The organism is Pseudomonas vancouverensis, assembly GCF_004348895.1.
GTDB classification, from domain to species: domain Bacteria; phylum Pseudomonadota; class Gammaproteobacteria; order Pseudomonadales; family Pseudomonadaceae; genus Aquipseudomonas; species Aquipseudomonas vancouverensis.
Genome location: NZ_RRZK01000035.1, coordinates 1 through 22,939, shown reverse-complemented (window position 1 = coordinate 22,939; position 22,939 = coordinate 1). Strand labels below are relative to the sequence as shown.

At 61.2% G+C, this 22,939-nt stretch carries 19 protein-coding genes and 1 pseudogene; 4 read left to right on the top strand and 16 right to left on the bottom strand.

The window, feature by feature from the left end:
* Positions 1-11: 11 nt before the first annotated feature.
* The 6 genes and pseudogenes from EIY72_RS26765 to EIY72_RS26745 all read right to left on the bottom strand — a co-directional run bounded on the left by EIY72_RS26765 (position 12) and on the right by EIY72_RS26745 (position 5,761).
* Complete coding sequence (locus tag EIY72_RS26765) at positions 12-383, bottom strand: ethanolamine utilization protein EutQ (RefSeq protein ID WP_093222548.1); 372 nt, start codon at positions 381-383, stop codon at positions 12-14.
* Positions 380-1,708 (bottom strand): NAD(P)/FAD-dependent oxidoreductase, encoded by a 1,329-nt coding sequence (locus EIY72_RS26760; RefSeq protein WP_093222552.1) that lies wholly within the window; start codon positions 1,706-1,708, stop codon positions 380-382. Before EIY72_RS26760 ends, EIY72_RS26765 begins: the two co-directional genes overlap by 4 nt.
* Before the next feature lie 10 nt (positions 1,709-1,718).
* Positions 1,719-2,903 (bottom strand): FAD-dependent oxidoreductase, encoded by a 1,185-nt coding sequence (locus tag EIY72_RS26755; protein WP_231985596.1) that lies wholly within the window; start codon positions 2,901-2,903, stop codon positions 1,719-1,721.
* A gap of 39 nt (positions 2,904-2,942) precedes the next feature.
* Positions 2,943-3,104 (bottom strand): annotated as a pseudogene (locus EIY72_RS30180) (rubredoxin); the annotation flags it as partial.
* Positions 3,105-3,114: 10 nt separating this feature from the next.
* Positions 3,115-4,560 (bottom strand): aldehyde dehydrogenase family protein, encoded by a 1,446-nt coding sequence (locus tag EIY72_RS26750; RefSeq protein ID WP_093222563.1) that lies wholly within the window; start codon positions 4,558-4,560, stop codon positions 3,115-3,117.
* A 10-nt stretch (positions 4,561-4,570) separates the two neighbouring features.
* Positions 4,571-5,761, bottom strand: a complete 1,191-nt coding sequence (locus EIY72_RS26745; RefSeq protein WP_093222568.1) for an aromatic ring-hydroxylating oxygenase subunit alpha — start codon at positions 5,759-5,761, stop codon at positions 4,571-4,573.
* A gap of 406 nt (positions 5,762-6,167) precedes the next feature.
* Here EIY72_RS26745 and EIY72_RS26740 point away from each other — a divergent pair, with 406 nt between their 5' ends.
* Positions 6,168-7,868, top strand: a complete 1,701-nt coding sequence (locus tag EIY72_RS26740; RefSeq protein WP_093222573.1) for a BCCT family transporter — start codon at positions 6,168-6,170, stop codon at positions 7,866-7,868.
* Between the two features lie 75 nt (positions 7,869-7,943).
* On the opposite strand, the gene EIY72_RS26735 is transcribed toward EIY72_RS26740, so the two are convergent.
* Positions 7,944-8,852 (bottom strand): LysR substrate-binding domain-containing protein, encoded by a 909-nt coding sequence (locus EIY72_RS26735; RefSeq protein WP_093230577.1) that lies wholly within the window; start codon positions 8,850-8,852, stop codon positions 7,944-7,946.
* A gap of 343 nt (positions 8,853-9,195) precedes the next feature.
* Here EIY72_RS26735 and EIY72_RS26730 point away from each other — a divergent pair, with 343 nt between their 5' ends.
* A complete protein-coding gene (locus EIY72_RS26730) occupies positions 9,196-10,542 on the top strand; it encodes a DUF1254 domain-containing protein (protein WP_371315396.1) in 1,347 nt (448 codons plus the stop codon).
* A gap of 109 nt (positions 10,543-10,651) precedes the next feature.
* Here EIY72_RS26730 and EIY72_RS26725 read toward each other — a convergent pair whose 3' ends face one another.
* The 7 genes from EIY72_RS26725 to EIY72_RS26695 all read right to left on the bottom strand — a co-directional run bounded on the left by EIY72_RS26725 (position 10,652) and on the right by EIY72_RS26695 (position 17,492).
* Entirely contained in the window at positions 10,652-11,407 is a 756-nt protein-coding gene (locus tag EIY72_RS26725) for a TetR/AcrR family transcriptional regulator (protein ID WP_231985568.1), read from the bottom strand.
* A 70-nt stretch (positions 11,408-11,477) separates the two neighbouring features.
* On the bottom strand, positions 11,478-12,656 hold the full coding sequence (locus EIY72_RS26720) for an OmpP1/FadL family transporter (RefSeq protein WP_093222587.1): 1,179 nt from the start codon (positions 12,654-12,656) through the stop codon (positions 11,478-11,480).
* A gap of 150 nt (positions 12,657-12,806) precedes the next feature.
* Positions 12,807-13,742, bottom strand: a complete 936-nt coding sequence (kce, locus tag EIY72_RS26715; RefSeq protein WP_093222590.1) for a 3,5-dioxohexanoate:acetyl-CoA acetone transferase — start codon at positions 13,740-13,742, stop codon at positions 12,807-12,809.
* A 61-nt stretch (positions 13,743-13,803) separates the two neighbouring features.
* Positions 13,804-14,670: a fumarylacetoacetate hydrolase family protein gene (locus tag EIY72_RS26710; protein WP_093222594.1), complete on the bottom strand. Its 867-nt coding sequence runs from the start codon at positions 14,668-14,670 to the stop codon at positions 13,804-13,806.
* 27 nt (positions 14,671-14,697) lie between these two features.
* On the bottom strand, positions 14,698-15,627 hold the full coding sequence (locus EIY72_RS26705) for a VOC family protein (RefSeq protein ID WP_093222598.1): 930 nt from the start codon (positions 15,625-15,627) through the stop codon (positions 14,698-14,700).
* Between the two features lie 101 nt (positions 15,628-15,728).
* On the bottom strand, positions 15,729-16,238 hold the full coding sequence (locus EIY72_RS26700; RefSeq protein WP_093222602.1) for a flavin reductase family protein: 510 nt from the start codon (positions 16,236-16,238) through the stop codon (positions 15,729-15,731).
* A gap of 36 nt (positions 16,239-16,274) precedes the next feature.
* Positions 16,275-17,492 carry an acyl-CoA dehydrogenase family protein gene (locus EIY72_RS26695; RefSeq protein WP_093222607.1) on the bottom strand — a complete coding sequence of 406 codons (1,218 nt, stop codon included), beginning with the start codon at positions 17,490-17,492 and terminating at the stop codon, positions 16,275-16,277.
* A 439-nt stretch (positions 17,493-17,931) separates the two neighbouring features.
* Between EIY72_RS26695 and EIY72_RS26690 the strand changes: the two genes are divergently transcribed.
* Positions 17,932-18,825, top strand: a complete 894-nt coding sequence (locus EIY72_RS26690) for a LysR family transcriptional regulator (protein WP_093222612.1) — start codon at positions 17,932-17,934, stop codon at positions 18,823-18,825.
* Here EIY72_RS26690 and EIY72_RS26685 read toward each other — a convergent pair.
* Positions 18,813-19,976: a (R)-mandelonitrile lyase gene (locus EIY72_RS26685; RefSeq protein WP_093222616.1), complete on the bottom strand. Its 1,164-nt coding sequence runs from the start codon at positions 19,974-19,976 to the stop codon at positions 18,813-18,815. The genes EIY72_RS26690 and EIY72_RS26685 overlap by 13 nt on opposite strands.
* A gap of 19 nt (positions 19,977-19,995) precedes the next feature.
* The gene (locus EIY72_RS26680; protein WP_093222621.1) at positions 19,996-21,051 is read right to left on the bottom strand and encodes an alpha/beta hydrolase; all 1,056 of its coding nucleotides are present in this window, start codon (positions 21,049-21,051) and stop codon (positions 19,996-19,998) included.
* A 488-nt stretch (positions 21,052-21,539) separates the two neighbouring features.
* Between EIY72_RS26680 and EIY72_RS26675 the strand changes: the two genes are divergently transcribed.
* Positions 21,540-22,658, top strand: coding sequence for a transporter substrate-binding domain-containing protein (locus EIY72_RS26675; protein WP_093222624.1), 1,119 nt, complete (start codon positions 21,540-21,542; stop codon positions 22,656-22,658).
* Positions 22,659-22,939 lie beyond the last annotated feature (281 nt).

Below are 22,939 nucleotides of genomic sequence, written 5' to 3'. Positions count from 1 at the left end.
AGTTTCCCGGATCAGATGAGGCCGTGACGCTGCTTCCAGTCACCGGGATGCACGACATAGCCGAACAGTGCGTGTCCGCCGTAGACGAGCTCCGTGCCTTCGGGAATCCAGAGCAAATGCCCCGGGGTCACCTGATAAAGCTCGCCGTTGGCTCGCAGCTCGAAACAGCCCTCAATGACAAAAATGACTTCGTCGTACAGCAGGGTCCAGGCGACCTCGGCGCCCGCCCAGCGCGCAAAGCCGATGCCCAGATGCGGCGACACCTCATTGCTCAAGGCGCGGGCCACGCTGGCGCCCCCGGGAGGGCCGCCGCGATGCACGAAGTCGAGGTGCCGGTGATCGACCAGCAGCACCGGTTTGCGCTCGGCAGACGCAGCGTTCATAGCTCGCTCCTGCTGTTCCAGGCCGCCCAGCGGATACGGGAACGCACGCCAAGACCAAGGAACGGCTCCGGCGGATTGCGCGAAGGCATGCCCGTCACCGCCTGAATATCCTGCAGACGTTGAGAGTCAGCCCCCAGCGCTTTGTCCGCCAGCAGGGTCCCGGAGATGGTGCCCCATGCGGCCCCTACCCCATTGTCACAAGCAGTGGCGAAAACACCGTCGTCGAGCTTGCCGAAGAAGTTGGTGAAGTTGCGCGAGATTGCATAAACACCGCCCCAGGTGTGCGTGAACGGCACATGGGCGAGCTGCGGGTAACGGGCGAGAAACGCCGCGTTATGATCCTCGCGGATTTTCAGGCGCGTCGAGTCATTGATGCTGCGCCCGTAGCGCGGCACATGCTTGTAGGTATTGCGGATGATCAATCGGCGATCCTGGGTCATGCGCACCGTCGTACCGGCATGATCGGCCGGGGTCAGCCCCCAGTCGGCCTGGGCGCCAACGCTGGCCATCTCGGCGTCGGTGAGCGGTCGCGTCCAACTGGCAAAGGTCATCACCGGCAGCAGTCGATTGCGCAAGTAGCCAAACTCCTGGGTAAAGATACTGGTCCCCAGCAGCACCGTCGGCGTGCGGATCAAACCCTCTTTGCCGTCGAGGATCCAGTTCCCCGCGGCATCTTTTTCCAGGCGCTGGATCGGCGACTCTTCGAGCACTTCAACGTTCTCTGGAAGTGATGCGCCCAGGCCGCGCACCAGTGCCGCCGGCTGCATGAGGTAGCAACCCGGGGTAAAGATGGCGCGGCTGTAATAGTTGCTCCCGAGCACGCCAGCCAGTTCCTGGCGCTCGACCACCCGATAGGGCTCACCGAGATCGCTCATCAGCTTCTCGAAATGCCGCAGGTAAGCCAGCCCGCGCTCGCCCACCGCACCTTGGTATTTGCCGGCATGGGACCACTGACATTCAATGCCGTGGCGACCGATCAGGGTTTGCAGCTGGTCGATGGCCGCGCGGTTCAGCCCGAGCAGGCGTTGCTTGTGCTGAGGATCGGGATGTTCCAGGGCGAACTTGTGCGGCAAGTCGATGACAAAACCCGAGTTCCGGCCTGAAGCGCCATAGCCGACACGCTGGGCATCGACCAACAGAATGCGCGACTCGGGCTTGTGCTCGGCCAGGCGACGCGCAGCGGCGAGACCGGCAAAGCCGGCGCCGATCACCACATAGTCAGCCTTTTGCTCACCGACCAGGCGCTTGGCCGGACGCGGTTCCGGCAAGGCGGCATACCAGCCACAACTGCGGTCATCGTGAGGCAGGTTAACGATACTGTTCATGGGTCAATTCTCAAGCCACAGGCTGTGGGGTGTCCTGGCAGTTCTGCAGCCAGGCATTACGTTGTAGTTGGGCTTGCCGTCCGAGCAGGACGAAGCCGCGCAAGACGTCATCGTGGTCGCGGAAGGCGGCGCTCAGGCCGTCGGCGGTCGCGTCGCAGTGCCATTGCCCCGCGCAACCAGCAGGCGGTGCGAGCAGGCACAAGGGTGCAACCGGCGTCTTTACCGTCACGGGTGCCAAGGGGTACGCCACCAGCGTCGGTTGCCCGTTCAAGGTTTTCGCCAACGCGCGAATGCCCTCGTTGATCGGCGCCAGGTACGGCAGCAATTGCCCTTCGACCTCGATGCAATCACCCAGGGCATAAATGCCTGGCTGCGACGTCTGCAGATGCCCGTCGACCTGGATGCCGCGTCCACAGGCCAGGCCGGCTGCCTGGGCCAATTCCAGGTTGGGTCGCAGGCCGACTGCCGACACCACCAGGTCCGCGTCGAAGCACTGACCATCGGCCAGTTGCAGTCGATAACCGTGGCTGCCCTGTTCGATGCGCTGCAAGGTCGTGCGCAAATGCCATTGCACGCCAAGCGTGGATAACGCTTGCTGCAGGTGCACACCCGCGGGTTCCGGCAACAGGCGCTCCATCGGCCATTTGCCCAGGCCGATGACCCGTACCTGATAGCCGCTGCCGGCCAGGTCGTTGGCAAACTCACAACCGATCAAGCCGTCGCCCAACACCGCGACACTGCGCACACCGTCGAGGCGCTCTCGGAACGTGCGGTAATCCTGCAGGTTGTTGACGCTGAGCAATGCGTCGGCACATCCGTCGATGGGCAGGCGCAGCGGTGAAGCGCCACTGGCCAATACCAGTTGTCCATAAGGCATCTCGCCCAGGCTGGTGTGCAGGCGCCGCGCCGCTGTATCGATGCGCTCGACCCGGCAGTGGCTGTAAATGCGGATGCCCAGTCGTTGCTCCAGCGCCATCGGGCTTTCCGATGCCAGGGCTGCGGCACTGCGACCCTGGCCCAGTGCGATGGACAACGCTGGCTTGGAATAGAGGTGACCACAGTCCTGGGTCAGCACCCGCACATCGAGTTGCGGATTGGCTTTGCGCAGCGCTTGAGCCAGGCCGTAACCGGCGTGGCCGCTGCCGATGATGACCACCGGTTGCGCCGCTGCAACCTTCACTGGCGCCGCTTTCATCGCAACCGGCGCCACGGCTGCAACCTTGACCGGCTCACTGATTTCGATCATCTCGAAATCCGCCTTGCCGACCTTGCACTCAGGGCACAACCAGTCTGCCGGCACGTCTTCCCAGCGGGTCCCGGCGGCGATGCCGTCGTCGGGCCAGCCGAGGGCTTCGTCATAAATCAGGCCACAGATGATGCAGAGCCACTTTTTCATGCTGAAGCCCTCACTCGCCGGAAATACGCAGGGCCAGGTTCTTGGTCCGCACATAGCTGTACAGCGCTTCCTGGCCTTTCTCGCGCCCGAAGCCGGACAGACCCACGCCGCCAAAAGGCGTTTCGATGCCGCCGGCGTACCATTCGTTGATGAACACCTGGCCCGCACACAGGCGCCGCGCACAGCGCAGGGCGCGATTGAGGTCCTGGGTGAACACACCGGCGACCAGGCCGAATTCGGTGCCATTGGCGATGCGAATGGCCTCCTCCTCGGTGTCGAAGGGGATCACTGCCAGCACCGGACCGAAGACTTCGGTCTGGGCTATGTCCATGTGCGCAGTGACGTCGCGGAACACAGTCGGCGCCATGAAATGCCCGCGCAAACCGCTGATCGCTTCGCCGCCCGTGGCGAGCACGGCGCCCTCCTCTTCGGCACGCCGGCAAATCGCCTGGATGCCCTGCAACTGACTGGCGGAAATCACCGGGGTCAGGTCCGGGTTGTCCTGCCCAAGGCCGATGCTCAGGCTCTCGGCCATCGCCACCACGTCAGCCACCACCTCGTCGTACAGCGAACGGTGCACCAGCAGCCGGGACATGGCCGAACAGACCTGTCCGGCATTGAAGAAAATGCCGTTGCGGACACTGGCCAGCAGTTGTTCGCGATCGGCATCCGGGAACACCAGCGCGGCCGACTTGCCGCCCAGTTCCATGACGCTGGGAATCGCATGCTCGGCGGCAGCGCGCAGGATGCTCTGGCCGGTTGCGACGGAACCGGTGAAGACAATCTGATCGACGTCGCGATGCCCGGCCATGTAGGCCCCGACTTCGCGGCCGCGACCACACAGCAGGTTGACCGCACCACGGGGCAAACCCGCGCGCTCGATGGCCTGCAACAGTACGCACAGGCCCAGCGGCGAAATCTCCGGCGACTTGATCACCGCTGCGTTACCGGCCGCCAGTGCCGGCGCCAGCGAGCGCGCGCAGATCGACACCGGAAAATTCCACGGCACGATTTGCAGCGACACGCCCATGGGGTCGTAGACGGTGAAGTCCATGTAGCCGTTGCCCAACGGAATCGAGGTGCCTTCGATCTTGTCGGCCATGCCGGCGTAGTACTCGAAGTAACGCGCCGCCTCGACGAATTCGTCGCGAGCGTCACGCAGGCTCTTGCCGTTTTCCTGGCACAACACCCACGCGCCTTGTTCGGTGACTGCGCGGATCTGCGCGGCAATCTCCAACAGCCAGGTCACCCGTTGCGCTGGACGGGCGCGGGTCAGCTCGCCGCGGTCGGCACAGCGCCGCGCCGCTGTTAATGCGCGTTCGGCGTCGGCCACGCCCGCTTGGGCGATGGTCGCGACCGGTTCAGCGGTGCCGGGGTTGTTGACGGTGATGTGCTGTTCACTGTCGGTCCAGGTGCCGTCAATGAAGTTCAGCCAGTGCGACTGGATCGAATGCATGCTCATCTCCTCACACGCCCTGGGCGCTGTCGAGCAGCTGACGCGCCGCCCACTGGTGGAAGAAATGCGTCGGCAGATCCATTTCCGGCGAGAACGCACCGCCGCCGTAGCCAGGCGAATGGCGGCCCTTCTGCATGCCTTCGACGGAAGCGATGTCTTCGGCAAACACCACGCGCCACGATTGCAGGACGGCATCGCGTGCCGCTTCGAAACGCTCATCGAGGGCCGAGTCGCCGACGTAGAACAGACGCAGGTGTTCGACGGTTTTTCCGGGGGCAATCGGCTCCAGCATCATGGCGAACGCATGGTCGGCCTGGATGCCCAGCAGGACGTTGGGGAAGAACGCCACGTATTCGGCGGTGCGCAGACGATCCTGCGGCCAGGACGGGAAAATCGGCAGGTGTGTACCGGCGACGTCGGACAGGTTATAGGCATGGCTGCCCTGGCCGGCGAACTGATCGAAGATGATGTTGTAGTGGTCTTCCAGGCGCGAGTAGCTGTTCAGACTCGGGTGCACCCACGGCAGGTGGTAAGCCTCGCAGTAGTTTTCCACGGCCAGTTTCCAGTTGCAGTTGACCTCGATGCTGACCGCGCCACTGTTGGGCTCGCGGCGCATCAAGTCCATGCCGTCGGTGCCGAGGAATTGGCTCCAGCGCTCGGTGAGCGGCGCGAGTTGTTCATGCAGGTCCGGCGCGTCGGCAGACAGATTGATGAACACCATGTCCATCCAGATGGCGCTGCGCAAAGCCTTCAGGCCGTGTTTCTCGCAGGCGAAACGCTCGTCCTTGTGCTGGTTGATGCCGCCCACGTGCGGCGTGCCTTTGAGGCCGCCGTTGAGGTCGTAGGTCCAGGAGTGGTAGGGGCAACGGATCACGCCCTGCACTTCACCCGCCTGCTGCACCAGCTTTACTCCGCGATGGCTGCAAACGTTGTGGAAGACCTGGACCAGGCCCTCGCGGTTACGCATCAACAGCAGTGGCAGGCCCATGAAGTCCACTGGCTTGACGTAGCTGTTGCTCGGCAGGTCGCTGGCAAAACCGACGCACGCCCAGTTACGACCGAGCACGTGATCGCGCTCCAGGTCGAAATAACGCTGCTCGGTATAAAATTCGTTGGTCAGGCCATGGGCCTCATGAATCGGCGCCAGGACAGTCTCAAGGGATTGCGTGGGGATGAGGCGGGTCGCGGTCGTGGAAGTCATTATTGTTTTCTCTTGCTGGCACGAAAGGAAATGCACCGCAGGTCTGGCCTGCTGCATGGCGGCGAGTTTCGGCAACAAGAGCAAGCCTCGACAAACGATTTTTCCTGCAGTCATTAATGACTATTAATCATCAATATCGAAGGCATAGAGTGCTGATACGGTTCAGTGATCAGTGGGGATGGTCCGGCTTTGGCAAGTCGGAACATTAATGAGCAAAAGTCATATCTTGATGAGGATAAATGAGTTGTCGGCGGTCCGTGTCTCCACCATTTTGTTGCCACATCCCGAGCCTGCCTCGAGATCACCCTGAGGCGTCAGAGACCGGCCCTTGGCATTTGCCAACGACCGCCCTTTCCCTCACCCGGCAAAACCCACAACCCTTGAACAATAATAAAAGGGGAAAAAAATGCGTGCAGAATCGGGCCTTCTCAAAGGTCTCAACCCCACTGTAACCGTGGCTTCGATCACTACCGTGGTCCTGTTTGTGCTGTTTTGCGCGTTCCAGAACGAGCAGGCGGCCAAAGCGTTTGAAGCAGCGTCGACCTTCATCCTGACCAACTTCAAGTGGTACTACCTGGCCCTGCTGAGCGCCGTGCTGTGCCTGTTGCTGTACATCTGCGTCAGCCGCTTCGGCACCCTGAAACTGGGGGCTCACGACGACCAGCCGGAGTTCAGCTTTGGCTCCTGGATTGCCATGCTGTTCAGCGCAGGCATGGGCATCGGCCTGATTTTCTGGTCCGTCGCCGAACCCATGTTGCACTACGCCGACAACCCGTTTGCCAAAGGCCTGACGGATGAAGCCGCGAGCATGGCCATGCGCATCACGCTGTTCCATTGGGGTCTGCACCCCTGGGCAATCTTCACCCTGATCGGCCTGAGCCTGGCCTACTTTTCCTACCGCAAAGGCCTGCCGCTGGCGCTTCGCTCCCTGCTCTACCCGCTGATTGGCGATCGGATCTACGGCTGGATCGGCCATGTCGTCGACATCATGGGCGTGGCCATCACCGCATTCGGTGTGTCCCAGTCCCTTGGCCTTGGGGTCGCGCAGATCAACACCGGCCTGCACCAGGTGTTCGGCGTGCCGGTCAGCATCAGCCTGCAACTGGCGATCATCCTCGGGGTGACCATCATCGCTTCGATCTCACTGCTGGCCGGCCTGTCCAAGGGCATGAAACGGATCTCGACACTGAACATGTACATGTCGATCCTGTTGATGCTGATTGTGCTGGTGGTCGGCCCCACCCGTTACATCCTCAACCTCATGTTCGAATCCACCGGCGACTATGTGCAGAACCTGGTCGGCTTGAGCCTGTGGATGGACACGCAGAAAGACACGCAATGGCAAAACTGGTGGACGGCCTTCTATTGGCCCTGGTGGATGACCTGGGGGCCGTTCGTGGGTCTGTTCATCGCACGGATTTCCAAAGGCCGGACCATTCGCGAGCTGATTGTCGGTGCCCTGGTGGTCCCGACCCTGGTGACCATTCTGTGGATGTCGGTGTTCGGTGGTGCTGCGCTAAAGAGTGAGCAAACCGAACGCCAGCAATTCCAGAAAACCGTCGCCGGCACCGAGCAGGTGCAGCAACAGGTGCCCTTCGAAGGCGGCACCATTCTTCTGGCGACCAAGAAGGAAGCCACGGCGGCGATGTTCACCCTGCTTGGCAAACTCGACGGCCCGGTGATCGGTGGCGCACTGTCGATCTTCGTCTGCCTGCTGCTCGCCGTGCACTTCGTGACCACCGCCGACGCCGGCACCCAGGTGCTGTGTACATTGAATGCGATGGGCAGCACCAACCCGCCCAACTGGATCAGGTTGCTCTGGTGTGTACTGGAAGGCGGCGTCGCCGCGGGACTGCTGCTGGCGGGCGGGCTCAAGGCCATCCAGATGGCAAGTATCGCCGCAGGCCTGCCCATTGCCGTGTTGATGATGGTCATGAGCTACACGCTGATTCGCAGCCTGCGGGACGAAACCTTCAGCGACCTGCCGCACTGGCCACCCGCTCGCCTGCCGGTTCAGGACAGCGTCCGCGAAACCTTTTCAGCACAGGGCGGTAGCGTGTTGGGAGGTGCCGAAGGATCCTTGCTGACGGCGAGAAAGGCCAGTTGAAACCGGCCATTCGCTACCGATGAAAAAACGCCGTCAGCCAAGCACTGACGGCGTTTTTCATTACGGATCGGGCGCTTAACCCTGGACGGAAGGCAGGCCCATCAACCAGTCGCGAAACAGCTTCACACTGTGTCGCGGCCCTCGGCTACTCAGCGGTTCGAGCAGACAGAACTTCGCGTCTGTCTGCAGCACCCGATCGTTGGGGCGAACCAGCGCACCGGTACTCAAGGGCTCGTCGACCAGATTGTTCCAGGCCAGGGCCACGCCCTGCCCGCTGATGGCCGACTGGATCAGCATGCTGTAGCTGTTGATGTTGAGCCGGTGTTTCGGCGCAACCGGGGCAAGTTGCAGGCGCTTGAACCAGTCCGGCCAGCCGATCCAGTCGCGTTGGGAGTCTTCAAGCCACAACCAGGTGCAGGACGACAGCCCTTCGATCGAGGCCAACTGCGGATGCTTTTCCAGGTAGGACGGACTGCACACCATGAAGATCTCCTCGGAGAACAGCGGTGTCACCTCCAGGCCTTTCGGTGCGGCACTGCAGTAATACATCGCCAGGTCGCAATCGAGCTTGGCGTAGTCCTTCACGTGATCGATGGCAATGATCCGCAGATCGATCTCTTCATGCTGGCGCTGAAACTCCGCCACCTTGGGCAAGAGCCACAACGACGCCATGGCCGTACTCGTGGCCACGGTCACCTGCTGATCGCCCCGCCACTGGCGAATCTCCCCCGTAGTCCGCGCCAGGCTCTGCAGGCAGTCACGGACCGTCTCGTGATAATGGGCACCGGTCGGCGTGAGGTTGATGGTCCGCGTGGTCCTTTCGAACAGGGTCTTGCCGAGATAATCCTCCAGCAATCGAACCTGGCGACTGATCGCCCCCTGCGTGACATTCAGCTCTTTGGCAGCAAAGGTAAAACTCAAATGACGGGCTGCCGCCTCAAAGGCAATCAAACTGTTGAGCGGCGGAAGAGGCTGAATTTTCAAGGCGGGTTGCATCCACTGAATCTTGTTTTTCGAGTCTCGCCATTCTAGTGATTCGCAAAGGATCAGGCGCAGGTTTTATGCATGGAACGCGATGATTGTCGGCAACAGGCAGGGGCCTGTCGCGATGGGTTGCCTGGGTTGTCGTGCGCAGCGACTTGCCTGCTCGCATTCGCAGGCAGCTACGTCGCCGCAGGGCAACACTTGCGGGCAAGTAGCGAGTGATTTCTTGTGCTAAACCTCTATGACCCGATTCCAGCCCGAGACCGTGGGAGCCAGCCAAATGTTGAACATCAAGACACTGAAAGCCGTCACATGTTCGTCTGCATTAGTCGCGCTACTCCCAATGTCGGGGGTAGCTGCCGAGGCGTCGATCAGCCCTGCCCAGGCGCACGCCATCGGCATCGACGCCTACACCTATTTCTACCCACTGTTGACGATGGACCTCACCCGCAAGCAGTTCACCAACATCGAGCCGGGCAAGGAGATCGGCAAGGGCCCGATGAACCTGTTCGTGAACCTGCCCAAGTATCCACCCGCCGACTTCAAGGGCGTGGTGCGTCCCAACTTTGACACGCTCTACTCCACCGCGTGGCTGGACCTTACCCGGGAACCCCTGGTGATCTCCGCACCGGACACCGATGGACGCTTTTACCTGTTGCCGATGCTCGACATGTGGTCGGATGTCTTTGCCTCCCCCGGCTGGCGGACCACCGGCACCCAGGCGGGCAACTTCCTGCTGACGCCACCGGGCTGGAGCGGCAATGTTCCAGAGGGGTTCACCCACCTGCCCGCACCGACGCCTTACGTCTGGATCATCGGCCGCACCAAGACCGACGGCGAGGCCGATTACCCGGCGGTACAAAAGATCCAGGCCGGCTATAAAGTGACCCCACTGTCGCACTGGGGCAAGGCCGCAGAGCCGGTGACGGCGCAGATCGACCCGAACGTGGACATGAAAACCCCGCCCAAGGAGCAGGTCGATACCATGTCTGCCAGCCAGTACTTCGCCTATGCCGCCGAGCTGCTCAAGGTCAATCCCCCGCACAGTACTGACCAGCCGATCATCGCGCAGATGAAAAAAATCGGCCTGGAACCCGGCAAGAGTTTTGACCTCGATAATCTCGACCCCGCGCTCAAGCAAGCACTCGAGACGGTGCCGGCAGAAGCGCAGGAGCTGATGAAATGGAAGGTGGCGACGCTTGCCAGAATCGCCAATGGCTGGTCGATGAACACCGATACCATGGGGGTCTACGGCAACTACTACCTCAAGCGCGCCATCATTGCGCAACAAGGCCTGGGCGCCAACCTCCCGGAGGACGCGATCTATCCATTGAACCTCGCCGACGACACGGGTAAACCGCTCAACGGTGCCAACCAGTACAAACTGCACTTCGACAAAGACGCTACCCCACCGGTCAACGCGTTCTGGTCGATCACCCTGTACGACAGCGATGGCTTTCAGGTAGGCAACGCGCTCAATCGCTTTGCCGTCAGCAGCTGGATGCCCTTCAAGAGCAACGCCGACGGGTCGCTCGACCTGTACTTCCAACACGAGAGCCCGGGCAAGGAGATGGAAGCCAATTGGCTGCCGGCGCCCGCCGGGCCGTTCAACCTGACCATGCGTCTCTATGGTCCGAAGGCCGACGCGCTGACCGGCAAATGGAACCCGCCGGTGGTTAAACGGATGTAGGTGGCAGGTCGTACGATCGAGTCAGAGGCCTTCGACCCTGCATAACCGACATTTGCCTGGGGCGAAGGATCGCACCGGACTGTGGCTTCGACCGGTCAGTCCCATGCCCTCAATTGCCCAGGTCAATATGAATGATCCGGTCGACCTCCACATGTGCCACGCCCATACCGCGCAAGATGTACTGCACCATGCTCTCCACGGCGCTCACGGGGCGGCCGCCCTCGAGAATCTTGCGCAGCAGAAACAACATCCCGCCGACGATGCAGTCAACGGTGGAGTCGACATCGACCACGTCGAACGCACCTTCGTTGTTGCCGATCTGGATGTCGCGGGCCAGGGGATTGCCCATGGTGGAGATCATGTCATTGATGCTGTACATGGAGTGCACCAGGAACCAGCCCCACACCGGATCGGTGAGTCCACGGTGGATGGTACGGCGAATATTCACCCCGACCCGCTCGGCGATGCTGGCCTCAGGGGCAGTACCGGCGTCCAGCTCCTCGATCATGGCCAGCGCGTCTTCGATAAAAACCGCACGGGCCACTTCTTCCTTGCTGGTGAAGTAGTTGTAGAAGGAGCCAAACGACAACTCGGCCTCTTCGGTGATGTCATTGATCGCGGTGGCTTCAATGCCTTTGCGGCCCATCACCGAACGGGCGGCGCGCAGCAGTTTGTTGCGCGTGCGTTGCCGGGCTTTTTCGTTGATGCGCGGTTGCCGTGGTTCGGCAGCCGGCTCGGAGGGCTCGGGCTTTTTCGCGGGAGCAGGTCTGGAAGCAGCAGGCGTCGCTGCTTTGGCGCGTTTGGGTGCAGGCTTGGCCTTGTCGTTCATCACCGATTCCGGGGCGCTGGAGCGTTTGGCGGACAAGGATACCCGACTCGCCTCAACCCGCAACAGGGCTGCGGCGTCACCCCGGTGGGGTGACGCCGCAACTGGCTTAAAACTTCATGCCAACGCCCAGCAGTACCTGCGAATAATGCGCACCGATATTACTGCCAGTGCTCGGCCCGGTACCCCGAAGGGTGTCTGGCAGGTGGTATTCGTAACCCAGGGAAACGTCCGTCTGCTCAGGCAGGTGGTAGGTGAATCCGGCGGAGACGGAATCATTGAGAATGCCCGGCGAATAGTAGTTGGCGGCGGTGTGGTCGGAGTCCACCGCCTCGCTGGCGCGTTTGAAACCGGCGCGCAAGGTGATGCTGTTGGCCGCGTCCCACGAAAAGCCCACGCGGTACACGTTCTGACTGTTCAAACCGGCGCCTTTGGGATCATTGAGAAAACCGACATCGCTCCACTCCAGACGCAGGTAATCGGCGGCCAGGGTCAGGGTTGGCGTCAGGTGCAGCGCGATACCTGCGCCGTATTGCGCCGGCAGATCCAGATGGCCGCCGGCAACCGCCAGCAGGTCGTTTTCGTAGCCGTCAGCATCGGCAAAACGCATCTTCGGTGAGTACGAAGCACCCACGCTAAGCAATGGGTTGATGGTCCACAGGGCCCCTACCCGCCAGCCATAGCCGGTCTGTGTCTGGATACCATGGGTGGGCGACAACCCCAGGCTCCCGTCCGGCTGTGGCGCTACCAGCCCACGGGCTTGCAATTGTTGAACACCGATCAGCGTCGACACACCGACGGCAAAATCCGCAGTGACCTTGTACGCCAGGGTCGGGGCAAAAATAAGGTAGGTCATCCTGGTTTTCACATCCGGAAAGCCCTGCCCCCGCACAGCCGCATGGCTGTAGTCCGAGCCGGAACCGATGGAGTACACGGACATGCCCAGCGTCGTGCGCTCATCCAGGACATGGCTGAAACCACCGCTTGGAATCGGAACCTGCACCTTGAAGTCGTCACGATTTTCTTCGTTGCCGAAGCTGGAGCGAAAGCTGCCGAAGAACATTTGCAGGCCCCCGTCCAGGCGGTTGCCCAGGTTGGCCATGCCGGCCGGATTGTCGCTGGCGATCATGCTCGATTGGGCAAACGCCATGGAGGCGCCGCCCATTTGCGCTGACTCGATACTGGCCGAGGTGGGAATATTGAAGTTCATCGCCTGGCAGTGTTGGCTACCGCATAGCATCAGGCCCAGGCCTGCCAGTGAATAGCGCATCGCAAGATTGGTGTTCATTGAAACTCCCGTATGACTGTTATTTTTATTGGCATCGATGAGTAACAGCAGGGGTACGCGCCAAACGCGGCGCGCACGAACTCTCTGCCGCTGATTGCGGCAGCTGTTGACGGCTTCCTTTAAAGGGTTTGTGGTGAGGTGACGCGGCGCTTAGAAGGCGACGTTGTCGCGCCCTTTGAGCTGCATGATGTGCCGGGCTTCATCAGCGGTCGCGACCTCGAAACCCAAGGACTCGATCACGCCTTTGATAGCGCGCACCTGCTCGGCATTGCTCTGCGCCAGACGGCCCTTGCCCAGCCAGAGGTTGTCTTCCAGACCTACGCGTACATGGCCGCCCAACAACAGCGACTGCGTGGCAATTCGCGGCTGTTGCGCCCCCACACCGAGCACCGACCAGTTGTAGGTTTCACCAAACAGACGGTCAGCGGTGCGCTTCATGTGGGCTATGTCTTCCGGGTGCGTACCGATGCCCCCGCGAATGCCGAACACCGACTGGATGAACAGCGGATCTTTGAGCAGCAGGCGCTCACGAAAATGCGCAGCGGTGTAGAGGTGGCCGATGTCGTAGCATTCGATCTCAAAACGCGTGCCCTGCTCGCTGCAAGCGCCCAGGATGTGGGCAATATCCTTGAAGGTATTGCGGAAGATGCGCTCGTCGCTGCTGGCCAGGTAGGACTGTTCCCAGTCGTGCTCGAACTCCTTGTAGCGCTGCAACAGTTCGTACATGCCGAAGTTCATCGAGCCCATGTTCAGCGAGGCCACTTCCGGCTTGAAGCGCATGGCCGGCTCGATGCGTTCTTCCACTGTCATGGTCGGCGAGCCGCCGGTCGTGAGGTTGATGACCACATCGGATTCGCGCTTGATCGTTGGCAGAAACTGCTCGAACAAGGCCGGGTCCTGGCTGGGGAAACCCGTTTCAGGGTGTCGCGCATGCAGATGCACCACCGCCGCACCGGCCTGGGCCGCTTCGATGGCGGAACGGGCGATCTGCTCGGGGGTGATGGGCAAATGCGGCGACATTGACGGCGTGTGAATGGAGCCGGTAATCGCGCAGGTAATGATGATTTTCTTGTTCGGCGCTGCCATGGCGAATGTCCTTTTTTGTTGTTTGGCAGCCAGCCGGCGCCAGGCGCCGGCTGGCCATGGCTTAACGGGGTTCGGCGACGATGGTGTTTTCGATATGGCCAATGCCTTCGATCTCGACTCGCACGACATCACCGACTTGCAGGTAGGTCGGCGGGTCCATGGCGATGCCGACGCCGGCCGGGGTGCCGGTGATCAGAATGTCGCCTGGTTCCAGTGTCATGACTTCGCTGAGGTAGGCGATCTGCCTGGCGACGCTGTAGGTCATCAATTCTGTGGAAGAGTTCTGCCGGCGCTGGCCGTTGACACTGAGACTGATGGTCAGCTCTTGCGGATTGGCGATTTCGTCGGCGGTGACAATCCATGGGCCAATCGGGCCATGGGTGTCGAAGGATTTGCCCAGGGTCCAGGTCGGGCTTTTCGCTTGCCAGTCACGGGCGCTGACGTCGTTGGCGACGAAATAGCCGGCAATGTGGTTCAACGCGTCGGCCTCGCTGATGCGGCGCCCGCCCTTGCCGATCACCACACCCATTTCGGCCTCGTAGTCCAGGCGCTCGACCGCCTGAGGAAAATGCACATCATCGAACGGACCGTTGATGCAGGTGATCTGCTTGCTGAACCAGACTTGCGAAGTCGGAATGGCGACGCCAAGACGCCGTGCTTCTTCTTCGTGGTCTTTGTAGTTCATGCCCATGCACATGAATTTGCCGGGGCGCACGATCGGCGCCAGCAGGCGAACCTGGTCCAGGGCCACACTGTTTTGTGGCGAAGCCTGGAGTTTGGCGGCAGTCGCCAGTATCTCTGGCAGGGCCAACACGGCCGCCACATCCGCGGCGCCCTCGGGCAACAACGCGGCGAGGTCAATCAGACGGTCGCCTTCAACGCGGCCGATGGAGGTGGTGCCGTTATGGCGATATCGAGCAAGTTTCATTGCAGCAGTCCTTCTTCAGAAGTGGGTTCAGGCGAGAAATTCCGGATTCAACGGCGGCGCCCATTGGGATAGCGCGTCGGGGCTTAGCGGTTCATGGGTAACGGGCGTGGCGTCGTTCACCAGGTCGCCATCGGTCCAGTGCTCGATCTTGTTGCCATTGGGGTCGAGCCAGTAATCGAAAACCTGGCTGCCCTGCACATGTCGACCAATGCCCCAGGAGTGCCGGTGTTGCAGCTGAGCCAGGTGTTGGCTGCCAGTGGCAAGGTCGTCCCAATCCACGACTTCGAAGGCACAGTGGTCGAAGCCGGGTTCCAGTGCCCCGAGGTTGAGCAAGGCCACGGTGTGGTGGTCGGTGTAGTGCTCGCCAAGGCCGCAGTGCATGAACGCCGCTACGGTGTTTTCCGGGGACTCGGCGAAGTAGCTATCAGACACCCGCAGGCCGAGCAGGTCGTGATAGAAGGCGAACATGGCGCGGTAGTCGACGGTTTTCAGCACCACATGACCGAGACGCACAACGTGGGACGCACGCACTTGCACACGGTTGGTGGTGCCCACGCGCTGGCGCTTGTCGGCGGTGTTGAGTTGCAAGGCCGCACGTACCGGCAGCGGGCGGATGACATCACCGCCAAACAGCAGATCGACCCGGCTGCCATCGGGATCGCGCAGGGTCACTGACCAGCCGGCGCCCAGTTCTTCATTAGCCAGCACCGGCACGTCGAAGTGCGCAGCCACCCGCTGCAAATCTTCCAGGCTGGCGACACGGTAGCCAACACCCAGGGCCTTGTTCGGACCTTGTTCGGCGATGTACGCCGGGTAACCACCGGCGTAGGTGGCCATGTGCAGCGAGGTGGCCGTTTGGGCGTGGTGCAGCAGGCCGAAGTCGCTCAGGAAAGCGGCCTGGGCATTCAGATCCGGCACTTGGTAACGCACATAAGCGATGTCACGTATGGCAATCATGCTCTGCTCCTTTTGTTATTGTCAGCGGCATGGCGTTGTTGACTGGCGGGTGCAGAACACCCTTGCGGCGCCTGCCGCCCTGGATCACTGGGCGTTGTCAGTCAGCCGCGATCAAACCAGCAGTTGGCCGGATCAAGGGCGTGCAGCTGCTTGTAGGCACCGGAGAAGAACAGCAACGGGCGCCCGTCCGACTCTTCCAGGGCCTCGACATCAGCGGTGTAGATCAGATGGTCGCCGCCGATATGCACGGCGTTGGCACGCACCGCCAGTTGCACCAGTGCACCGTCCAGTACCGGCACCGTGGCAAGTTCGCTGAATGCAGGGACCTGCCCGGGGTTGGGGCGGCCACCGAAATGACTGCTGGCCTCTTCATGTTCTTCACGCAAAAAGCTGATACCGAAGGCGTCGCCGACCTTGATGCTGCTGGCGAACCGCGCCTGGGTGCGCACGGCGATCAGGACCATGGGCGGGTCGACCGACAAAGACATAAAGGCATTGGCAGTCATTCCCGCTGGTTGCCCTTCATGAACAAAGCTGAGCACAGTGACACCCGTGGCGAACTTGCCCATCACGCGGCGAAACGCCCGCGCATCTACATCACGCATTTGCATAGCCAGAGCTCCTCATCGATTCACGGTCAGCGTCGTTCAGATAAACGGCGTACCAGGCGACATGCCGCAGAGAATCCGGCCATAGGTTTCGAAGTTGGTGTTCGGCGTGACGATGCCGTGCAGTGAGGCGATGCGCGCGTCCTGCCAGATTTTGGTCATCGGGTTATGGGTCGAGGCCAGCGATCCACCCGAGGCCGAAGCGAGCATGTCAACCGCTTCCCAGATGAGTTTTTCCGCGTAGCCCACGTCGCGGCGAACCTTGGCACGCGCGTTGAAGTCCATGTACACGCCAGAGGCGGCGCTGGCGTCCATGGCATCGGCATGGTGCTCGAGAAGGGTTCGCGCGGCATCGATTTTGGCCGACGCTTCGCCGACTTGCAGATGCGTAATCGGCGCTTCGGATTGTTTGTCGTACCAGGAGTACTGAATGCTGCGACGCGGCAGGGTTTCGAGGAATGTTTCCAGCGCAGCGACGCCCAGGCCAAGGGCCGGGAACGCCAGAATAATCGAGAGCATCGGCATGCAGGCGGTTTGGAACAGTGGTTGGTCGGCCAAGTGGCTGGACGGGTAATCGCCGACGATGGCCTTGGTGACCGAGCCGATGCGTGAGTCCGGCACGAATACGTTTTTCACCGAGATGCTCGAGCTGCCGCTGCCGCTGATCCCGATCACATTCCAGTCATTGAGGATTTCGATCTGCTCGACGGGAATCAGTGCCACGCCCTGGTCCACCAGCTTGCCGTTGGCGTCTACGAGAGGGATGCCGAGCATGTCCCAAGTGGCGTGATAGATGCCTGAGTTGAACCCCCACAGACCCTCTTCAATCAGGTAGCCACCTTCGACTTTTTTCACCACAGCCTTGCGCGGCGACAGCACGCCGGTGACCCGGGCAGGCTTGCTGCCGCCAAAGACTTCCTCGGCCGCTTGCGCGCCGAAGAACGTGGCCGCGCACCAGGTGGTGACGTTGGTCAACGCCGTTACCCAGGCGACCCCGGCGTCGGCGCGGCCGAGCTCGGCCACCACATTCAGGAAGGTACGCACGGAAACCGCCGGCCCGCCGAACTGGCGTGGGGTGGTCATGCTCAGCAGGCCACCGGCTTCCAGGTCAGCGATGGTTTCTGCCGGCAGACGGCCAAGGGCAGCGGTGTCTTTGGCGCGGGCCTTGAGCGTAGGGATCAGCGAGCGGGCGTAGTCCTGCAAGGCAATGCTTTTGTCGGCGTCTGGCACGGCGTCGGCGGGGGAAATCGCGTTCATGAATTCATCCTGTTTTTGCTGTTGTTGTTGTGATGCTCATGGCTGAGATCGGCGCCTCCCCACGAGTTATTGATATATTCATCATTTTTGATGACATCATCAATAGTTTTTTTGAAGTGCGTCTTCCCTCGGTCGACGCCACGCAGTGCAGGAGGCTCTGACGCAACTGCGCCATAGCCCCTCAACGCCTTGTTGCGTCTGGCTTCAGGTATTTTTTTGAGAATTGGCCGGTGAGTGGCCAAGGCTGCCTGGCAATCCGGAACCGGGCGAGAGGCATTGATCGGGCGCGGGCTGAAGTTACGCTGGCGAACTGAGCCGGCAGCGGCAGGATCCAGCGACCGCCTGCATTGTCCAAAAGCGCGGCCAGTTGATCAAAGACCGTCTCTGGACCTAGCCATCGATGGCATAATCGGCACCTGTTTATATCAAGGGCGTATAAATGACTGTCGACAGCTACGACCAACTCGCGATCTTCTCGGCCGTGGCTCAGGAGCGCAGTTTCACCCGTGCCGCTGCCCGGCTCGGCATGTCCCAGCCGGCGTTGAGCCGGGCGATGCGCCAGCTGGAGGAGCGCCTGGGTGTGAGGTTGCTCGCTCGCACCACCCGCAGCGTCTCCCCCACCGAAGCCGGCGAGCATTTGCTGCGAGTCATCGCCCCTCGATTCGAAGAAATCGACACCGAGTTGAAGTTGCTCAGCGAGTTTCGCGACAAACCGGCGGGCAAATTGCGCATCACGGCAGGCGAGCATTCGGCGATCACCGTGCTGCATCCGGTGCTGGCGAAACTGTTGCCCGAGCACCCCGATCTGAGTATCGAAATCATCGTCGACTACGGCCTGACCGACATCGTCGCCGAAGGTTTTGACGCGGGTGTTCGACTGGGCGAACAGGTGGCCAAGGACATGATCGCCATGCGCATCGGCCCGGACATGCGCATGGCCGTGGTGGGCTCGCCGGCGTACTTCAGCCGACACCCCAAACCGCTCATCCCCAATGACCTGATGCAGCACAACTGTATCAACCTGCGCATGCCGACTCACGGCGGCCTGCTTCTGTGGGAATTCGAAAAGAACGGCCAGGAGCTGAACGTGCGGGTCGAAGGCCAGGCGGTGTTCAACAACATCGCGATGCGCCTGGAAGCCGTCCTCCAGGGCCTGGGCCTGGCCTATATGCCGGAAGACCTGGTCCTCGAACATGTCGCCCAGGGTCGGCTGGTTCACGTACTCAAGGACTGGTGCGAACCCTTCTCCGGCTACCACCTGTACTACCCGAGCCGACGCCAGAGCTCACCGGCCTTCACCTTGCTGCGCGAGGCGTTGCGCTACGAGGGCTGAGCGCTCTGCAGCGCCTCGTTGGCCCGCTTGACCGCAGCGTCCTCGCCCTGGTCAGCCAACAGTTGAATCAGCGCTCGTAACTGCGCCACCGTCAGGCCGACCCGCAGACTGGCAGCCATGTGCGAGCGCAACTGCGCCTCGACCCCGGGAGTGACCGCCAACGCCGCAACGGTGGCCAGCTCCCGGCTTTGCCAGTCGAGGTTATCGCGCTCGAAAATGTCGCCGAACAGGTGCGTCTGCAAGTACTGGTTGATGACTGGCGCAAAGTCGAACAACGGCCCCGCGACAGGCGCGCCGGCAATGCGTGTCTGATTGGCTTTGCCCGCCGCCAACAGTGCGTCACCGACAGGAATCGGCCGCACAGGCTCGCGCCCATGATCATCCTGCACACCACGTTGCTTGCGCGCTTGCACGACGTTCATCAACTCGCCGAGGGCGTTGAGGCTGCGTGGAAAGCCGCTGTAGGCGTAAAGCTGCACGAGGATTTCCTTCGCTTCGCTGATGCTTAATCCTGCATCCAGTCCACGATTCAACGCAGCATTGAGGACGGACATGTTGCTGGTGGCCATGGCGGCGGCAATCAACGGAATCGCCTGTTGCCTGGCAGACAGCGTCTCGGATAACGCTTGGCTCGCCGGTTCGGCTTTTGCAGCCGGCGACTGCTGCGCGTTGTACTGCTCGTCGCTGACTTTTTCCAGCCAGTGCACACTCTTGCCATCCACCGATCCCGTCACCGCCAGATGGGTCATCGAACTTCCCGGCGCCGCGCCATGCCAATGCTTGACGCCCGGCGGACAGACGATCACGTCACCCGGATGAATCTCCTGCATTGGCTTGCCCCATTCCTGGACCCGCCCCACGCCAGACGTCACCACCAGACGCTGGCCTGCCGGATGGGTGTGCCAGGCCGAACGCGCACCCGGCTCGAAACTGACATAAGCACCGGACGCATTGATCTCTTCGCTGGGGGCAAACAAGGGATCGACCCGCACGCGACCGGTGAAATAATCTGCGGGGCCGGTGGTCGAGGCCTGACTGCCGGCCCGACTGATCTGCTGTACGGCCCGGGACGCTTCGTCGCCGCCGGCACCGGCAGCGTCGGCAAAAGGTGCCGCGGCGCACACGGCGATGCCTATCAAGGTGTTTTTCATCAAGTCGACTCCCTTCAGATCAGAGTGTTCTGGCATAGAACCCGGTCAGTTGCTGCATCGCCACGTCGACATAGGCCGGCACCCAATAGGTGTCGATATGGGTGGCGCCGTCTATGGTGAAGAGCTTTTTGTCCTGGGTGCCGGTGGCCTTGGCGAAGGCCTGTTGAGACATGTACAAACTGTCGGCCTTGCTGCCGGCAATCATCAGCAACGGCTTGTCGATCAACTCGAGCTGATCCGTGGCATCGAAACTCATCAGGTCCATCAGGCTGCTCTGGGTGTAGCGAAAGGTGGAGTTGGGATGGGCGTGGGTCTTGCCGTAGTACTCGAAACCCTGGCGATACAAGTCGAACGGCAACTGGGCAATCTGCTCATCCGTCAACTTGGCATCACCCACATAAACCACCGCCCCGCCCGCCGCTTCCTGGGCGCGGGCTGCCGATGCCTGCTGCAAGCGCTGTTGAATGGTCGACAGCTGCGAGTCCTGATAACCATTGCGGCGCACCAGGCCTGAGTTGAACATGCTCAAGGTCGCGATCGACTGGAAGCGTTTGTCGCTGCGCGCCGCCGCCAACGCATAACCACCACCGCCGCAGATACCCAGCAAGCCCAGGCGCTGGCTATCGGCACCGGGATAGCTGGCGATGAAGTCCGCCATGCCATGGATGTCTTCGATGCGGTGGGCCGGCTTGTCGACGTTGCGCGGCTCACCGCCACTGGCGCCTTGATACGCCGCATCCGCGGTGATGGTGATGTAGCCCTGATCCGCCAGCCGCTGCGCGTACAGGCCCGCGACCTGTTCCTTCACACCGCCATTGGGATGCGCGACGACCACCACCGGGTATTTTTTCGCCGCGTCATAGTTCGCCGGGGTGTAGACGTTGGCCGCGATGTCCAGGCCATTGAGCTTGTAGCTGACTGGATGGATGTTGACCTTGCCCGGTTCGTTGCGGGTCAGCGCACCGTCGTAGGTCAGGGTGAAGGGATTCTGCCGGTAGTCCGCGGCCTCGGCATCGACACCGGACAAGCCGATCATGGCGGCCATCAAGGTGGCCTTCAACGTGCTTCCCATCATGAGAATACTCCTGGTGTTGCAACGATTTTGACAGCGGTGGCCGATATCGCGCCGGGTTGGCTGTCCTGGACGCGTATGGGGACCGGCTGTTCGGAAATGTGGTCGTCGTGGAAAATCTTCATTGAGCAAGCGCTGCAGCGACGCTTGCTCTGGGTCAGATATCGCCGAGAAACAAAGTACCGCTCAAGGATTGATCGATAAACCGTGCCAATCGCATAGCACTGATACCGGATTCACATAAATGTGCAGGTTGGCTGCGAGGTTCGCTGTAGAGGGAGGGAGTGATTTTGAGTGGGGTTGGCACAGTTGTGGTGGACAGCATTCAGCCAAAAGCGGACTCGTATGTCCAAGGCACTGTTACCCCGATAGGAAGCTAGGGGTGTCTCCGATACCAAGGGCGATTCAGCGCAGTGCAGCTAGACTCGTTTAACGGTAACTGGCACATCCATTCACGCTGCAATCGACCCACCCCGCCCTAGGGAGATGCGATGAAAAAACCGGCTCGGTGGCTGATCTCTCTCAGTTGCCTGACACTTTTAATGTTAGTGATCGTCCCCGCCGCGGAGGCATCCCAAACTCAGGAGAGCAAAAGCCATACGAGCGCCGCCCTCCCCCCTCTGCGCATCGCGATAGCCGATATCGCCCCCTTCGTACTGCCACAAACGACTATTCCAGAGGGCTTCAGTATCGATCTATGGAATGAAGTCGCACGGCGCATGCACGTTGAATTCTCCTGGGTCAAAGTACCGGCAGGGGCCGACTTATTGCCAGCCATGCAGCGTGGCGACGCGGACGCGGCGATCGCCGCGATCACCATGACACCCGAAAGGGAAAGGGTCGTGGACTTCTCATTACCCTATTTCGACTCCGGCTTGCGGATCATGGTGCGCGCGCAGAACCAGGACACGTTCATGGAAACGTTCTGGTCAGTCCCATGGTTGGCCATCAGTCAGCTCGTGGGTATTGCGCTGGTCATCGTCTTTCTCCTGGCCAACCTGGTCTGGCTGATCGAGCGCAAGCAAGATGCCAATTTTCAGAAGCCCTACCTGCGCGCCATTGGCGAAGGTTTGTGGGTGACCATGTTGATCATCGCAACCGGCGAGCACGGTGAACGCAACGCCGCCAATCTCTGGAAGCGCATACTCGTGCCCGCGATGTGGCTGATTGGCGTGGTGCTCATTGCCCAGCTGACGGCGACCGTCACCTCATCACAGACCATCGCGCGCCTGCAGTCGAACATTCGAGGCCCCGATGACCTGACAGGCAAAATGATCGCAACGGTACCGGGGTCTGTCGCCGCGGATTACCTTACCCAGCACAGTCTGCCGTTCGTCAACGTCTACACCGCCGCCGATGGCATCCGGATGCTGACCCATGGGGACGTGCAGGCCATCGTTTATGATGCGCCCACCCTTCAGTACTGGTCCGCAAAGCGCGGCAACGGCGCCCTGATCGTCGTCGGGCCGCTTTTCAGGCCGGAAAAATACGGAATCGCCGTGCCTACCGGCAGCCCGTTACGCAAATCCATCAACGAGGCACTGCTCGCCTTGTACGAGGACGGGACCTACGAACTGATCTACACCAAGTGGTTTTCACCCAGTAGATAGGCACCTGCGCATGCCCACGGCGAAAGTCCGCGATCGCACATGCACAATCCCGGAGCGGGTTGAGGTTGCGCCGTGGAATGAATCGCCCCTGGTTTCGTAGACGAACTGACCTGCCGCTATGGGTCGACTGCGTCCCTTTGCGACAGGCAGGAAACGGCCAGAAGCGGACGTTCGCCAGTGGCTGGTTACGACACGAAGCTATAGTTGAGGTGATACGACTCGGAGCTCTAGGTATGGATGTAGTTTCTGCACACCAATTTAGTAAAAATCATCGCGCGCAA

Coding starts and splice junctions, on each gene's coding strand:
- EIY72_RS26745 (WP_093222568.1), bottom strand. CDS start 5,761: ATGACTTCCACGACCGCGACCCGCCTCATCCCCACGCAATCCCTTGAG.
- EIY72_RS26740 (WP_093222573.1), top strand. CDS start 6,168: ATGCGTGCAGAATCGGGCCTTCTCAAAGGTCTCAACCCCACTGTAACC.
- kce (WP_093222590.1), bottom strand. CDS start 13,742: ATGGCAGCGCCGAACAAGAAAATCATCATTACCTGCGCGATTACCGGC.
- EIY72_RS26750 (WP_093222563.1), bottom strand. CDS start 4,560: ATGCATTCGATCCAGTCGCACTGGCTGAACTTCATTGACGGCACCTGG.
- EIY72_RS26730 (WP_371315396.1), top strand. CDS start 9,196: ATGTCGGGGGTAGCTGCCGAGGCGTCGATCAGCCCTGCCCAGGCGCAC.
- EIY72_RS26765 (WP_093222548.1), bottom strand. CDS start 383: ATGAACGCTGCGTCTGCCGAGCGCAAACCGGTGCTGCTGGTCGATCAC.
- EIY72_RS26685 (WP_093222616.1), bottom strand. CDS start 19,976: ATGAAAAACACCTTGATAGGCATCGCCGTGTGCGCCGCGGCACCTTTT.
- EIY72_RS26700 (WP_093222602.1), bottom strand. CDS start 16,238: ATGCAAATGCGTGATGTAGATGCGCGGGCGTTTCGCCGCGTGATGGGC.
- EIY72_RS26720 (WP_093222587.1), bottom strand. CDS start 12,656: ATGAACACCAATCTTGCGATGCGCTATTCACTGGCAGGCCTGGGCCTG.
- EIY72_RS26705 (WP_093222598.1), bottom strand. CDS start 15,627: ATGATTGCCATACGTGACATCGCTTATGTGCGTTACCAAGTGCCGGAT.
- EIY72_RS26690 (WP_093222612.1), top strand. CDS start 17,932: ATGACTGTCGACAGCTACGACCAACTCGCGATCTTCTCGGCCGTGGCT.
- EIY72_RS26680 (WP_093222621.1), bottom strand. CDS start 21,051: ATGATGGGAAGCACGTTGAAGGCCACCTTGATGGCCGCCATGATCGGC.
- EIY72_RS26760 (WP_093222552.1), bottom strand. CDS start 1,708: ATGAACAGTATCGTTAACCTGCCTCACGATGACCGCAGTTGTGGCTGG.
- EIY72_RS26710 (WP_093222594.1), bottom strand. CDS start 14,670: ATGAAACTTGCTCGATATCGCCATAACGGCACCACCTCCATCGGCCGC.
- EIY72_RS26675 (WP_093222624.1), top strand. CDS start 21,540: ATGAAAAAACCGGCTCGGTGGCTGATCTCTCTCAGTTGCCTGACACTT.
- EIY72_RS26755 (WP_231985596.1), bottom strand. CDS start 2,903: ATGAAAGCGGCGCCAGTGAAGGTTGCAGCGGCGCAACCGGTGGTCATC.
- EIY72_RS26695 (WP_093222607.1), bottom strand. CDS start 17,492: ATGAACGCGATTTCCCCCGCCGACGCCGTGCCAGACGCCGACAAAAGC.